The organism is Streptomyces sp. UW30, assembly GCF_008042075.1.
Classification (GTDB): domain Bacteria; phylum Actinomycetota; class Actinomycetes; order Streptomycetales; family Streptomycetaceae; genus Streptomyces.
In genome coordinates, this window is record NZ_RDBN01000037.1 from 2087181 (window position 1) to 2101364 (window position 14184).

General features: G+C 71.6%; 13 protein-coding genes and 1 pseudogene. 5 read left to right on the forward strand and 9 right to left on the reverse strand.

All coding sequences use genetic code 11. The annotated features are described in order from the left end of the window. The 6 genes and pseudogenes from EAO75_RS28260 to zapE form a co-directional block, all read right to left on the reverse strand. A pseudogene (locus tag EAO75_RS28260) lies at positions 1 to 885 on the reverse strand (serine/threonine-protein kinase); the annotation flags it as partial. 63 nt (positions 886 to 948) lie between these two features. Next, complete coding sequence (locus tag EAO75_RS28265; protein ID WP_147997815.1) at positions 949 to 2355, reverse strand: PhoX family protein; 1407 nt, start codon at positions 2353 to 2355, stop codon at positions 949 to 951. A 123-nt stretch (positions 2356 to 2478) separates the two neighbouring features. Beyond that, positions 2479 to 3414, reverse strand: a complete 936-nt coding sequence (locus tag EAO75_RS28270) for a slipin family protein (protein ID WP_147997816.1) — start codon at positions 3412 to 3414, stop codon at positions 2479 to 2481. A gap of 153 nt (positions 3415 to 3567) precedes the next feature. Beyond that, positions 3568 to 5025, reverse strand: coding sequence for a SulP family inorganic anion transporter (locus EAO75_RS28275; RefSeq protein WP_147997817.1), 1458 nt, complete (start codon positions 5023 to 5025; stop codon positions 3568 to 3570). A gap of 5 nt (positions 5026 to 5030) precedes the next feature. Then, on the reverse strand, positions 5031 to 5609 hold the full coding sequence (locus EAO75_RS28280; protein WP_147997818.1) for a carbonic anhydrase: 579 nt from the start codon (positions 5607 to 5609) through the stop codon (positions 5031 to 5033). 657 nt (positions 5610 to 6266) lie between these two features. Then, positions 6267 to 7379, reverse strand: a complete 1113-nt coding sequence (gene zapE / locus EAO75_RS28290) for a cell division protein ZapE (RefSeq protein WP_147997820.1) — start codon at positions 7377 to 7379, stop codon at positions 6267 to 6269. Positions 7380 to 7416: 37 nt separating this feature from the next. Here zapE and EAO75_RS28295 point away from each other — a divergent pair, with 37 nt between their 5' ends. From EAO75_RS28295 to msrB, 4 genes are all read left to right on the forward strand, one after another. Next, a complete protein-coding gene (locus EAO75_RS28295) occupies positions 7417 to 8283 on the forward strand; it encodes a pyrimidine reductase family protein (RefSeq protein ID WP_147997821.1) in 867 nt (288 codons plus the stop codon). Between the two features lie 146 nt (positions 8284 to 8429). Then, complete coding sequence (locus tag EAO75_RS28300; protein WP_187284594.1) at positions 8430 to 8903, forward strand: indole-3-glycerol phosphate synthase; 474 nt, start codon at positions 8430 to 8432, stop codon at positions 8901 to 8903. Positions 8904 to 9088: 185 nt separating this feature from the next. Then, a complete protein-coding gene (gene murC / locus EAO75_RS28305; RefSeq protein WP_147997823.1) occupies positions 9089 to 10477 on the forward strand; it encodes a UDP-N-acetylmuramate--L-alanine ligase in 1389 nt (462 codons plus the stop codon). Positions 10478 to 10490: 13 nt separating this feature from the next. Beyond that, positions 10491 to 10898, forward strand: coding sequence for a peptide-methionine (R)-S-oxide reductase MsrB (gene msrB / locus EAO75_RS28310; protein ID WP_147997824.1), 408 nt, complete (start codon positions 10491 to 10493; stop codon positions 10896 to 10898). Between the two features lie 6 nt (positions 10899 to 10904). Here msrB and EAO75_RS28315 read toward each other — a convergent pair whose 3' ends face one another. Next, positions 10905 to 11567, reverse strand: coding sequence for a serine hydrolase domain-containing protein (locus EAO75_RS28315; RefSeq protein ID WP_315987413.1), 663 nt, complete (start codon positions 11565 to 11567; stop codon positions 10905 to 10907). Between the two features lie 6 nt (positions 11568 to 11573). After that, positions 11574 to 11996, reverse strand: a complete 423-nt coding sequence (locus EAO75_RS48310) for a hypothetical protein (RefSeq protein WP_315987391.1) — start codon at positions 11994 to 11996, stop codon at positions 11574 to 11576. 305 nt (positions 11997 to 12301) lie between these two features. Here EAO75_RS48310 and EAO75_RS28320 point away from each other — a divergent pair, with 305 nt between their 5' ends. Beyond that, positions 12302 to 13048, forward strand: coding sequence for a PP2C family protein-serine/threonine phosphatase (locus EAO75_RS28320; protein ID WP_147997825.1), 747 nt, complete (start codon positions 12302 to 12304; stop codon positions 13046 to 13048). Positions 13049 to 13166: 118 nt separating this feature from the next. On the opposite strand, the gene EAO75_RS28325 is transcribed toward EAO75_RS28320, so the two are convergent. Beyond that, complete coding sequence (locus tag EAO75_RS28325; RefSeq protein WP_147997826.1) at positions 13167 to 14096, reverse strand: YbhN family protein; 930 nt, start codon at positions 14094 to 14096, stop codon at positions 13167 to 13169. Between the last annotated feature and the right edge of the window lie 88 nt (positions 14097 to 14184).

The window sequence follows — 14184 nt, forward strand, 5'->3', positions numbered from 1 at the left end:
GGTGTCCAGCTGGGTGGGAGTCGGGGGCGGGGACGGTGTCGCGGCTGCCACCGTCGGCTGCGCGGCCCAGTGCGGCGCGGTCCCCGACTCCACCTGCGCCAGCATCGCGTCCAGCCGGGCGGCGTCCGGGCGCTGCGCCGGGTCTCTGACCAGCAGGGCTTCGAGCACCGGCGTCAGCGGGCCCGAGCGGGTCGGCGCGGGGAGCTCTTCGTCGAGTACGGCGGCCAGGGTCGCGAGCGTGGTGGGGCGGCGCAGTGGGCTGACGCCCTCCACGCAGACGTACAGGACCACGCCCAGCGACCAGAGGTCGGCGGCCGGGTGGTCGGCGTCATGCCCACGGATCCGCTCCGGCGCCATGTACTCCGGCGAGCCGATCAGCTCGCCCGTGGCCGTGAGGCCCGTCGTGCCCTGGAGGGCGGCGATGCCGAAGTCGGTGAGGACGGCCCCGCCGTCGGGGCGCAGCAGGATGTTGGCCGGCTTGACGTCCCGGTGCTGGATGCCCGCCGCGTGCGCGGCCCGCAGCGCGGCGAGCACCTCGCGGCCGAGCCGGGCCGCCTCGACCGGCGTCAACGGGCCGTCGTCCAGCCGCCGCTGCAGCGAGACACCCGGCACCAGCTCCATCACGAGCCACGGATGCGGCTCGGCGGCCACGATCTGATGGATCGTCACCACATGGGGATGGCTCAGCCGCGCCAGCGCCCGCGCCTCCCGCATCACCCGCTCGCGCACCACCCCGACCGTGTCCGCGTCGGACCGCACCGCCTTGAGCGCGACCTCGCGGTCCAGCACCCGGTCATGGGCCCGCCACACGGTGCCCATACCTCCGCTGCCGAGCCGCTCCACCAGCTCGAAACGGCCGTCGACGAGATCCCCCGGTGCGTTCATGCCGCACAGGTTAGATGACGGTGCGGAAAGGGGGCTTCCGGTCATGGACCCGCGACGGGACCGCTATCCGCGCCAGGGTCCTGTCACCGCGAACGTCGTGCCCGGTGTGTAGCAGTTCACGTACATCGTCCCGCCGTCCGGGGAGAAGGTGACCCCGGCGAACTCGCCCCACTCCGGCTCCTCGGGTGTGCCGAGGTTCTGGGCGTTGCGCGCCATCGCGTACACCTCGCCGTGCCGTGTCACGCCGAAGACGTGCTGGGCGCCGTTGCCGTCCTCGCAGACCATGAGCCCGCCGCCGGGGGCCAGACAGATGTTGTCCGGGGACTCGCCGGGCAGCTGCACGTCCGTGCCGGGGCCGAAGACGATCACCAGGGTGAGGCGGCGCGCGGCGGGGTCGTAGCGCCAGATCTGGCCGTAGTGGTCGGCGGCCGAGCCATCCGCGCTGCGGGCGAAGGACGAGACGAAGTAGACGCTGCGGCCGCCCCAGTAGCAGCCCTCCAGTTTCTGCGCGTGCGTGATGCCCTTCGGGCCGAAGTCCTGCAGGCGGACGGGGGTTCGGGTGGCGAGGGGGTCCGGTACGTCGACCCACTCGACGGCGTCGAAGGTCGCGCCCGGATCCTGGATCGTCGAGAGGTCGGGGACGCCCGGCACTCGCATCGCCTGGAGCCGGCCGCCCGCGCGCAGGGTGCCGGGGCCGCCGTGCGGCTGGTGGGGCAGGAAGCGGTAGAACAGGCCGAAGGGCTTGAGGAAGGCGTCCTCGGTCTCGTAGACGACGCCGCGCCGCGGGTCCACCGCGATCGCCTCGTGCTGGAAGCGGCCCATCGCGGTCAGCGGGACCGCGCCCGAGCGGAACGGGTTCGCCGGATCGACCTCGAAGATGAAGCCGTGGTCCTTGGTGTAGCCGTTGGTGCCCGCCTTGTCCTCGGTCTCCTCGCAGGTCAGCCAGGTGCCCCAAGGGGTGGGCCCGCCCGCGCAGTTGACGGCCGTACCGGCGATGGCGACGCGCTCCGACAGGACGTTGCCCTGCCGGTCGAGGGTCAGGGCCGTACAGCCCCCCTTGCCGGCCGGGTCGTACGTCAGACCCGCGACCGTCGGGACGGGGACCCTGCCGTCGGCGCGGTTCTCGTGGTTGCGGACCAGGTGGACGCGGCCGCCTCTGCCGGGCAGGGCCGTCATGCCGTCGTGGTTGGAGGGGACCGGGCCCTCGCCGGAGCGGAGCCGGTCGCCCTCGCGGGACAGGACCCGGTAGCGGAAACCTTCCGGCAGATCGAGCAGGCCGTGCGGGTCGGGGACGAGCGGGCCGTATCCGGTGTGGCCCAGATTCTGCGCGGCGGCGGTGCCCGCGAAGAGTTCGGTGAGGTTTCCGGCGAAGGCGATCGAGACGCCCAACGCGCCGGAGCGGGCGAGAAGCTGACGGCGTGTGGTGGAACGGCCGGACGCGGGCGCGGTTGCGGGCGCGTTTTCGGACATGGGGCAGCCTTCCTGCTGGCGGACAGGAACTGTGACCTCGCCGTGTCTATCACTTGGCATGCGCTTGCGGAACCACGCGCGTCACACGTGTCACGGGCCCGTGCAGTCACGTCGTCACACGCGTCACTGGCCTGTGGCGTCCTCGATGATGTCCTCGATCGTCCGATCGACCTCCCGTTCGGGCGGAGGCTCGATCTGCGGCTCGGCCGGGGCCTCGACGGCCGGCTGGTCGCCCTTGTCGGCGGGGCTCTCCACGGCGGGAGCGGCATAGCGCCGCGGGGTCGGCTTCTCCTCGTGCTCCTCGCCGCCCCTCTCCAGGAAGCGCAGCAGCTCCACCGGGATGGGCAGGACCAGCGTGGAGTTCTTCTCCGCGGCCACCGCCATCACCGTCTGCAGCAGCCGCAGCTGGAGCGCGGAGGGGGTGTCCTCCATCTGATGGGCGGCCTCGGCCAGCTTCTTGGAGGCCTGGAGCTCGGCGTCCGCGTTGATGATGCGGGCCCGCCGCTCCCGGTCCGCCTCGGCCTGCCGGGCCATGGAGCGCTTCATCGACTCCGGTAGTGACACGTCCTTGATCTCGACGCGGTCCACCTGCACGCCCCAGCCGATGGCGGGGCTGTCGATCATCAGTTCCAGGCCCTGGTTGAGCTTCTCGCGGTTGGAGAGCAGATCGTCCAGGTCGCTCTTGCCGATGATCGAGCGCAGGGACGTCTGCGCCATCTGCGAGACCGCGTACTTGTAGTCCTCGACCTTGATCAGGGCGCTTGCGGGCTCGACCACCTTGAAGTACACGACGGCGTCCACGCGCACGGTCACGTTGTCCCGGGTGATGCCCTCCTGGGCCGGCACCGGCATCGTGACGATCTGCATGTTGACCTTGTGCAGCCGGTCCACGATCGGAACGATCAACGTGAACCCGGGATTGCGTACCTCTCCTGCCAGCCGTCCGAGCCGCAGGATCACCCCGCGCTCGTACTGTTTGACGACGCGCGCCGCGGCCGCGACGTACACCGCGCCGACGGCAGCCACTCCCGCGACGATGCCCAGCACTTCCTCGACCATGCCGACCTCCTCACCGAGAGGTCCGTTGCGTACGCTCCTGTAACGGTATGCCCTGTAAAGATATGCCCGGCGTCAGGTCCGGGGCCACGGGCGGCCCCGGACCTGGGAGCATGCCTCACCAGGGGGCATGCTCCAGGGGTGGTGATACGCCGGTCAGGGCGCCGTGACCCGCACCGGTTCCGTGCCGGCGTCGCTGTGCCGCTCGGCCCAGTTCTCCAGGGCCGTACGGCAGGCGTGGTCGAGGTGGTGCAGCCCGGACAGGTTCAGCTCCACCGGGCGGTCCTGGGGCAGCGCCTCCAGGCTGTCGAGGATCTTCGGCAGCCTCAGGAAGGTCGCGTTGCCCGACAGGTACGCCTGGATCGGTCCCGCGCCCTTGTCGATGACCTCCAGCTTCAGGTGCGAGGCCTCCCAGGCGGTCTTGGCGACCGACAGGGCGAGTCCGATCAGCACGCCCTCGAACATGTTCACCGCGACGATCGACACGGCCGTGACCACGAGGATCAGCGCCTCGCCCCGGTGGCCCCGCCACAGGGACACGATCCCGCGGAAGGGGATCAGCTTCCAGCCGGCGTGCACCAGGATGCCGGCCAGCGCGGGGATCGGGATCAGCGCCAGCGTCGCGGGCAGCAGCGCGGCGAACAGCAGCAGCCACACGCCGTGCATGACCCGGGACGCCTTGGTCCTGGCGCCCGCCTGGACGTTGGCGGAGCTGCGCACGATGACCGCCGTCATCGGCAGCGCGCCGAGCACACCGCAGACCGTGTTGCCCGCGCCCTGCGCCATCAGCTCCTTGTCGTACTGGGTGCGCGGACCGTCGTGCAGCCGGTCCACGGCCGCCGCGCTGAACAGCGACTCGGCCGACGCGATGAGCGTGAAGGCGACGATCGTGGCGAGTATCCCGACGTCTGCGAGCTCGCCGAAGGCGCTCAGGGACGGCGGTTGGACGGCGCCCAGCAGGCCCTTGACCTCGACGGTGGCGACCGGCAGCGAGAACACGGCGGCGACCAGCGTGGTCAGGCCGACCGCGGCGAGCGGACCGGGGACCGCGCGCACCTTGCTCGGCAGCCGCTTCCACAGCACCAGCACGGCGACGGTGCCGGCGCCCAGTCCGATCGAGGCCAGCGCCCCGGTGTCCCCTGCGGCCTGGGCGAGCGCGCCGGGCAGCCCGGCTATCTTCTCCAGGCCGGAGGCGGGCGCCTTGGCGTCCGCGACCGCGTAGAGCTGGCCGGCGATGAGCACCAGGCCGATACCGGCCAGCATGCCCTCGACCACGGAGACCGAGATGGCCCGGAACCAGCGCCCCAGCTTCAGGGCGCCCATGAGGAGCTGGAGCAGGCCGGTGGCGAGCACCAGCACACCGAGGACCGGCAGCCCGAACTCCTGGACCGCCTCGTAGACCAGCACGGTCAGACCGGCGGCGGGCCCGGAGACCTGGAGGCTGCTGCCGCGCATCAGGCCGGTGACGATGCCGCCGACTATGCCGGTGACGAGCCCGAGCTCGGCCGGCACTCCGGAGGCGACGGCCACGCCGACGCACAGGGGCAGCGCGACCAGGAAGACGACCAGCGAGGCGGCGAAGTCCTGCCGTATGTGGGGGAATTTGGTCATCATGGCGATCACAGCGCCTCGAATGCGTCGGTCTCGGCGCTGTGGGCGCGCACGGCGCCCTTGTGTACCTCGTAGTACCAGGCGTGCAGGTCCAGTTGACGCTCCTTCAGCTTCCGCTCGATGAACGGGTACGAGCGCAGCCGCAGCAGCTGCGTCAGCACATGGGCCTGGACACCCTCGGCGACCTCGGGGTCCTCGGCGGCGCCGGCCGGGCGCGGGGTGGCGTGCGAGAGCCAGTCGCGCACGGCCGGTACGGCGTCCAGGTCGTCGCCGCGCACCAGCGCGCCGACGGCTCCGCAGTGGGAGTGGCCGCAGACCACGATGTCGCGGACGCCGAGGACCTCCACGGCGTACTCGATGGTGGCCGCCTCGCTGGTGGGGTGTTGGGAGGCGTACGGCGGGACGATGTTGCCCGCGGTGCGCAGCTCGAAGAGCTCGCCGGGGCGGGCGCCCGTGATCAGGGCCGGTACGACCCGGGAATCGGAGCAGGTGATGAACAGGACCTGCGGAGACTGCCCTTCGGCGAGCCTGGCGAACTCCTCAGGGCGCTGTCCGAACATACGGGCGTTGTCGATGAGGGGCTGCATGTGTGGTGACTCCTCCTGGCGCGCCTCAGTGGCGCGTCGGGGTTTACATGACAGGGGGTGGGGGACTGCTCTGCCGCTCAGCAGCGGAAGATCTGAAGCCCCGCCGGAGTGTGGGACGTCGAGGATCTCGACGTGCGTCGGTGCGCGGTGCCGGCTTCGGCCGGCTGGTGCGCGGACGCGGAGTCCCGGGTGAGCAACGGTCTGTCGGGCGCCTGGGGCCCGACGTCGGCGAAGCGCCGATGGTCACGGGTGCGCAGTGGACCGGTCGGGTCCCCGTCACCTGACGGGACGCAGTGGCGTGACGTGAGGGTTTCGTCGCGCAGCGCCTTCCCGGAGAGCTTGACTCCGGGTAGGGCCTTGGCCTCTGCCTGACTGACTGTGTATGCGTGTGCGAAGGACGCGGTAGGTGCGAAGAACTGGAGGGCGAGCAGGATGGCGGCCAGGATCGAAAGAGGGGTCCGGGCCGTCGTACCTCGAAACATGCGCCCCCCTCCAGTCAGTCCACACCTCTTGAGCGTGCCAACACTTGGTCAACCGTTGGTCAAGAAACACGTTAACCCGGCAACGTTGTTTGCAGGGTTAACTTAACGTTTCGAGCTGAAGAGAGCCTGAAATGCGAGGGTGGCTTGGCTTGAACTCCCCCTTGAACAGGGGGAGTTACTGGGTTAGCAGGCCCTTGGCGTCGCGGGCCAGCGCGGTGAGTCGCGAGATCGCGCGGAAGTACTTCTTGCGGTAGCCGCCCTTGAGCATGTCCTCGCTGAACAGCTGGTCGAACGGCAGTCCGGAGGCGAGGACCGGGACTTCACGGTCGTAGAGCCGGTCGGCGAGCACGACGAGCCGCAGCGCGGTGGACTGGTCCGGAATCGGCTGCACGTCGGTGAGGCACACCGCCTTCAGGCCATCGGTCAACGCGCCGTAACGGCTGGGGTGGACGCGGGCGAGGTGGTCCAGCAGGTGCGGGAAGTCGTCGAGCGAGGCACCTTCGGTGGCGTACGCCGCCTTGGTCACCTGTTCCTCGGAGTACGGCGCCGGTGCCTCGGGCAGGCCGCGGTGGCGGTAGTCCTCGCCGTCGATGCGCAGCGCGCGGAAGTGCGCCGACAGGCCCTGGATCTCGCGGAGGAAGTCGACCGCCGCGAAGCGGCCCTCACCGAGCTTGCCGGGCAGCGTGTTGGAGGTGGCGGCGAGCGCCACGCCCGCGTCGACGAGCTTGCCGAGCAGGGTGGAGACGAGGACGGTGTCGCCCGGGTCGTCGAGCTCGAACTCGTCGATGCAGAGCAGGCGGTGCCCGGAGAGGGTCTGCACCGTCTGCTGGAAGCCGAGGGCGCCGACGAGGTTCGTCAGCTCCACGAACGTGCCGAAGGCCTTCAGGGACGGCTCGGCCGGGGTGGCGTGCCAGAGGGAGGCCAGCAGGTGGGTCTTGCCGACGCCGTAGCCGCCGTCGAGGTAGACGCCGCGAGGCCCGGCCGGGGTCTTGGGGGCCTTGGCCCTGCCGAACCCGAGGAAACCGCGCTTGCCCGTCTTCCCGGCGCCGCTCGCGTGCGCCCCGCCGAGCCCGCCGGCGAAGTCCTCCAGGACGCGGACCGCCTCGGTCTGGCTGGGCTGGTTCGGGTCCGGTATGTAGGTGCTGAAGCGGACCGAGTCGAAGCGGGGCGGCGGCACCATCTCGGCGACCAGCCGGTCCGCCGGGACGCGCGGCTCACGGGTGCACAGGGACACCGGGCTCGCTTCGGCTATCGGGCTCGGCTTGGACGCGGCGGAGGAGGACGACACGGGTCACCATGCTAAGCGCCGTGCCACACTCCTTGACATGCGACGCCTGTTCCCTGTGACCGACGAGACAGCAGCGAGGGCCTCCGGCGGTTCGGCCGGGGACGACGGGGGTGGAGCTGTCGAAGGTGGGCCTGCGGCCGGTGGGCCCGGCGGGGCGCCCGGCGATCTCGTCGACCGGGAGTGGAGTCTCGCCGAGCTCGCCTTCGCGTACGCCTATCCCGCGCCCGGACCCGGGGATCCGCAGCCCTGGTTGCGGGCCAACATGGTGTCCACGCTGGACGGCGCGGCCCAGCACGACGGTCGTTCGCAGCCCATCTCCACCGCGACCGACATGCGGATCTTCGGCACGCTTCGGGCGCTCGCGGACGTCGTGATCGTCGGCGCCGAAACGGTACGCCAGGAGGGGTACCGCCCGGCACGCGCGCGTGCGGAGTTCGCCGGGGCGCGTGCGGCGGCCGGGCAGGGGCCCGCGCCCGCCATCGCGGTGATCAGCGCGAGCCTCGACCTGGACTACGGCCTGCCGCTTTTCACCTCGCCCTTGGTGCCCACCCTGGTCCTGACGGGCGCCGCCGCGGCCCCCGACCGGATGGCGGCCGCGGAGAAGGCGGGCGCCCAGGTGGTGATCGCCGGTGACGGCGTCGGCGTGGACCCCGTCCGCGCCGTCCAGGCCCTCGCCGGACTCGGGCACACGCGACTGCTGACCGAGGGCGGGCCACGGCTGCTCGGCCAGTTGGTGGCCGCCGCAGTGCTCGACGAGCTCTGTCTGACGATCTCCCCGATGCTCACCGCGGGTGACGCCCAGCGCATCGCGGGCGGGCCCTCGGTGGCGGTCCCCAAACGGTTCGAGCTGGTGTCCCTGCTGGAGGAGGAGGGCTTCCTGTTCAGTCGGTACCGGCGGGCGTGAGCTCGGTTCGGACATGGGTTCCCTCGGTGCCGTGATCCCGAAAACGGCGGAGTCAACCGTTCCGTTTAGCTTCCGCCGGGCACACTAAAACTCGCAGTCCCCGTGCGAGCGCGGGGCAGGATGGTTTCCGCAGAAGGGGCGCCCCGGTGTTCACAAGCGTTTTGATGATCGAGAAGGCCCTGACGTCCGCCGACGTGGAGTTCGTCACCACCTTGCACGGTGACGAGGAGGTCGGCTTCCATGTGCTGCTCCAGCCGCGCGGTGAGCAGGCCGACAGGCTGTTGCGCGCCATCGACGACATCGCGCTCGGCGAGCTGGACGAGGCGGTCCGGGAGGGCAGCACCCCGGAGGGGGAGGAGGCGCTGAGCACGGGGGAGCGGGCGCTGGAGGTGTCGCTCACGGCGCTGCGTACGGCAGGCGCGGAGGCGGAGGGGCGGCTGCTGGAGGATCATCCGCTGGACGCGCTCAGAGCCGTGGTGGACGAGGTCGGCGCGGACGAGGTGATCGTGCTGACGGATCCCCACTACGTCGAGGAGTTCTTCCACCGCGACTGGGCTTCCAGGGCTCGGCACAAGGTGGGCGTGCCGGTGCTGAAGCTGTTCTCGCACAGCAAGGCGTAGGGGTTGTCGGGGAGTGCCGGCCGCGGGACGGGTGTGGCCGGTCGCGCCCACGCGGCACAGCCGCACATCGCCACGGCCCCGCGCCCCTGGGTGGGCACAGACCCCGGCGTCCCATGCGCCAGGTCCACCTCGTCACCCCATAGGCTGGGGCCTCACCGTCGTATCGCACTTCTGGGAGAACACACATGGCACCCGGCATTCCCACCGCCATGGACCGACCGCACTTCATCGGCATCGGCGGCGCCGGGATGTCGGGGATCGCGAAGATTCTCGCGCAGCGTGGGGCGAAGGTCGCCGGCAGTGACGCCAAGGAGTCGGCGACCGCCGAGGCGCTGCGGGCGCTCGGCGTGACCGTGCACATCGGGCATGCCGCGGAGCACCTCGCCGACGACGCCAGCTGTGTCGTGGTGTCGTCGGCGATCCGGAAGGACAACCCCGAGCTGGCCCGCGCCGCCGAGCTGGACATCCCGGTGGTGCACCGTTCCGACGCGCTCGCCGCTCTGATGGACGGGCTGCGCCCGATCGCAGTCGCCGGTACGCACGGCAAGACGACCACGACGTCCATGCTGGCGGTCTCCCTGAGCGAGCTGGGCCTGAAGCCGTCGTACGCCATCGGCGGCGACCTGGACGCGCCCGGCTCGAACGCCCTGCACGGCGACGGCGAGATCTTCGTCGCCGAGGCGGACGAGTCGGACCGCAGCTTCCACAAGTACGCCCCCGAGGTCGCGATCGTCCTGAACGTGGAGCTCGACCACCACGCCAACTACGCCTCGATGGACGAGATCTACGAGTCCTTCGTGACGTTCTCCGACCGCATCACCGAGGGCGGCACCCTGGTCGTCTCGGCCGACCAGGACGGGGCGCGGGAGCTGACCCGGCGCGTGTCCGGGACCGTGCGGACGGTGACGTACGGCGAGGCCGAGGACGCCGACGTACGTGTGCTGTCCGTGCTGGCGCAGGGGCTGAAGAGCCGGGTCACCGTCCTGCTCGACGGCCAGGAGCTCACCTTCACGGTCTCCGTCCCCGGCCGCCACTACGCGCTGAACGCGGTGGCCGCCCTCGCGGCGGGCGCGGCGCTGGGCGTCCCGGCCGCCGAGCTGGCCCCCGCGATCGCGGCCTACACCGGCGTGAAGCGGCGCCTACAGCTCAAGGGCGAGGCCGCCGGCGTCCAGGTCATCGACTCCTACGCCCACCACCCGACCGAGATGACGGCCGACCTGGAGGCGATGCGCTCGGCCGCGGGCGACGCCCGGATCCTGGTCGTCTACCAGCCCCACCTCTTCTCCCGCACCCAGGAGCTGGGCAAGGAGATGGGCGAGGCCCTCGCCCTGGCCGACGCCTCGCTGGTCCTGGACATCTACCCGGCCCGCGAGGACCCGATCCCCGGCATCACCAGCGAGCGGGTCATCGAGGCGGCCCGGGCGGCCGGCGCCGAGGTGACGGCGGTCCACGACAAGAGCGAGGTGCCCTCGCTCGTCGCGGGAATGGCGAGGCCCGGTGATCTCGTTCTCACCATGGGCGCGGGCGATGTCACCGACCTCGGCCCGCTCATCCTGGACCGCCTGATGAAGTGAGGGGCAAGTACTCATGTCGTACGACGTCGAAAAGCCGGACGAGCAGTGGCGCGCGGAGCTGACCCCGGCCGAGTACGCCGTCCTGCGCGAGGCCGCTACGGAGCCCGCCTTCACCGGTGAGTACACCAACACCAAGGCGAGGGGCGTCTACTCCTGTCGGGCCTGCGGCGCGGAACTCTTCACCTCCACCACGAAGTTCGAGTCGCACTGCGGCTGGCCGTCCTTCTACGACCCGAAGGACACCGACGCGGTGGAGCTGATCGAGGACCGCTCGCACGGAATGATGCGTACCGAGGTGCGGTGCGCCCGGTGCGGGTCCCACCTCGGGCACGTCTTCGAGGGCGAGGGCTATGCCACGCCGACCGACCAGCGGTACTGCATCAACAGCATCTCGCTGCAGCTGACGCAGGACGAGGACTGACCGCTTTCACCAGCGCGGCGGCACCGCCGCGGACACCTCCACCAGGAGGCGTTCGACGTCGGTGCCCCAGCGTGAGGCGATGACGAGGTCCCGGGCCGGGTCCATCCACAGCAGATGGCTGCCGCCGTTGCCGCGGGCGCAGCGGCCCGTGCGCGGGGCCCGGGGCCACACCGTGCCGTGGTCGTTGAGCCACCAGGACAGGCCGTACTCGGGCTTGATCCGGCAGGGCGTCCACGACTCCTCGATCCAGCGGCGCGACAGGACCTGGCGTCCGCGCCGGCTGCCGCCGTTCAGGCAGAGCAGGCCGAGGCGGGCCAGGTCCAGGGCGCCGATCCACAGGCCGCCGCCCCAGTGGGCGCCGCCGGAGACCACGGGTACCTCGGTGCCGTCGCGCTCGACCACCGAGTGCGAGTGGGCGTAGCCGTGCCAGGACCAGCCGTCACAGGCGCCGATCGGCGTCATGATCCGCTCGTGCAGCACATCCGGCAGAGTGCGGCCGAACAGGACGGTGAGCGCCGGCGCCGTCAGGTTCACCCGTAGGTCGTTGTACGCCCAGCCCTCGCCCGGCGGGCCGCCCGCCGACTCGGTGCCCTCACGGGTGCTCTGCGCGTCCGCCCACGTCGGCTTGGACCACAGCTCGCCCTCCCACTGGCTGGTCTGGTCCAGCAGGTGCCGTCAGGTGATCGCGCGCCCGTGGGCACTGTCGAACTCCGCCAGATCCACCGACCGCGCCACCGGCTCGTCCAGACGCAGCAGCCCGTCGTCGAAGGCGACGCCCGCCACCAGGGAGAGCACGCTCTTCGTGGCGCTGTAGGCCATCTCCGCGCGGTCCGGGTCACCCCATGAGGCGAGGACGGTGCCGCCTCGGAGGACGACTCCTGCGGCCCTCCGCCCGGCCAGGAGCGGGCCGACGACCTCGCGGTGCGAGGTGTCCGACACCTGGGCCGCGAGATACGACGCCATGTCGTCGATCCCCGCCACCGGCCGCGCCGCCTGCGCACGCACGGCCCGCGAGAGCGCCGCCCCGTCCACGCCGTCCCAGGGGTTCGCGGCCCCGACCTCGTGCGCCGGCACCTTGCCGTCGTGCCGTGATGTCACCGCGTCCACGCCAGACCTCAGCCGAGTACCGCCATGTGTGTCATCCCCCGCGCACGCTCCCGTGCCGGCCGCGAACTCGATTGCGGCCCGCAGTGAGACCCCCGTGAGCGCTCAAGATCGTCGCCGCTCGCCGCTTCCAGCTACGTGCCCCCACTCGATGCAATCTGCACCCATGCGCGAGGTGGACGGCGTCACGTGCTCACTCCGATTCCGGGCGCGCTGGCACGTGGGATGCGGCTGTTCCTAGACTTGTGAGGGAGGCTCGGCCCGGTCGTGCACCCGGTGCGGGAAGGCGGTGGCGCCTCATGACGTACGTGGCTGTGAGTGCGATCAGCCATCCCGGTCTGCTGCGCGAGCGCAACGAGGACAGCCTCGTCGTCGGGCCGTGGACCCTGTGCGGCACCGTCACCGAGAACCCGCAGACCCTGGTCTTCCCGCTCGGCACACCGCTCGTGGTCGCCGTCGCCGACGGGCTCGGCGGGCATCCCGGCGGGGACGTGGCCAGTTCCCTGGTCGCTCGCCGGATGGCGTCGCTGGGTCCCGCCCTGAGCAGTCCGGTCGCCGTTCGTGACGCCGTGAACGCCTGCAACCTCGCCGTGTACCAGGCGGCGGGCGGCGAGCAGGACAGCGAGCTGTCCGGCATGGGCACGACGATCGCCGGGGTCGTCGCGCAGCCCGGCTCGGTGCTCGTGTTCAACGTGGGCGACAGCCAGGTCTTCGCGGCCTCCGGCGACGGCGTGCGCCAGCTGAGCGTCGACGACAGCCCGCCGCATCCGCCCGGCCGCACCACCACCCTCGTCACCCAGTGCCTGGGCGGTTCGCTCACCTACCGCGCGGTCGCCCCCCACGTCGCGGCCGAGCCTCTGGCACCCGGCGACCGCTACCTCATCTGCTCGGACGGCCTGACGGACCCGCTCACCACGGACGTCCTCGACGAGATCCTGCGCGAGCACGAGGACGGCCGGGCCGCCTTCGAGCTGTGGAAGGCAGCGATCGAAGCGGGCGGGCCCGACAACATCACGGTGGCGGTCGTGCGGATCGGGGAGGAGTAGCGCACGGTCACCGGTCCGTACGGTCCCCGTGCCCGATGTCGAGGGGAGCCAAGGGATCGCGGTGGTCCGGCCGCTCGCGCGGCCACCGTCAGCCGTCAGGTGGTGCGGGCTGCTCGGCTCAGAGGATCTTGCGCTGGACCATGATCGAGAGCACGAGCGCGCCCGGCAGCAGCGGGACCCAGACCGTCAGGACGCGGTAGCCGATGACCGTGGCCGCGGCCAGGCCCATCGGGGCGCCGAAGGTGACCATCGTGAAGACCAGGGCCGCGTCCACGGGGCCTATGCCGCCGGGTGCGGGCACGGCGCCGACGGCGGTGCTGGCGAGGAGGAGGGCCAGCGTCACCTGCGTCCAGGACAGCGGCAGGCCGAGCGCGAAGCCGACCGAGGCGATCACGCTCGCCTGCAACAGAGGGGTGGCGGTGGCGCCGCCCCAGAGGGCGAGAACGCGACTGGGCCGGGTGTGCAGGATGCGTGCGTCGGTCAGGGCGGTGCGTACGAAGCCGAGGAGGGGGCGGCGCAGCGGTCGTACGGTCGTCACGAGTACGGCCGCCGTTGCGACAACCGTCACCACGCCCGCGGCCACCAGGATCAACGTCCGCTCCTCCGGGACGAGTTCGCCGAGGTGCAGCAGCTCGGGGAAGGCTATGAGGAAGCCGAGCAGCACGACCGTCTTCGCGACCGGCTTGACCAGCGAGTACAGGGCGAGTGACGCGGTGCCCCGGGCCAGGGGCACGCCCTGGCTCTGGAGGAAGCGCAGGGTGACGGCGTGGGCGCCGATGGACGCCGGCAGGACGTGGTTGGCGGCGCCGGCTGCGAACTGCGACGCGAGCAGCAGGCCCGGCGGGAGCCGGTCCGGTATCGCCCCTTGGCGGACCAGTGCGGCGACCACCCAGCCCATGCACGTGAAGAAGAGGCCGGCCAGCAGCCACCAGGGGTCGGCGGAGGCAAGCCGGGCGGCGCCGTCGCGGACGGTGCGCCAGTCGGCCGCCGCCCGGCTTGCCTCCGCCGACCCCTGGTGGCTGCTGGCCGGCCTCTTCTTCACGTGCATGGGCTGGGTGGTCGCCGCACTGGTCCGCCAAGGGGCGATACCGGACCGGCTCCCGCCGGGCCTGCTGCTCGCGTCGCAGTTCGCAGCC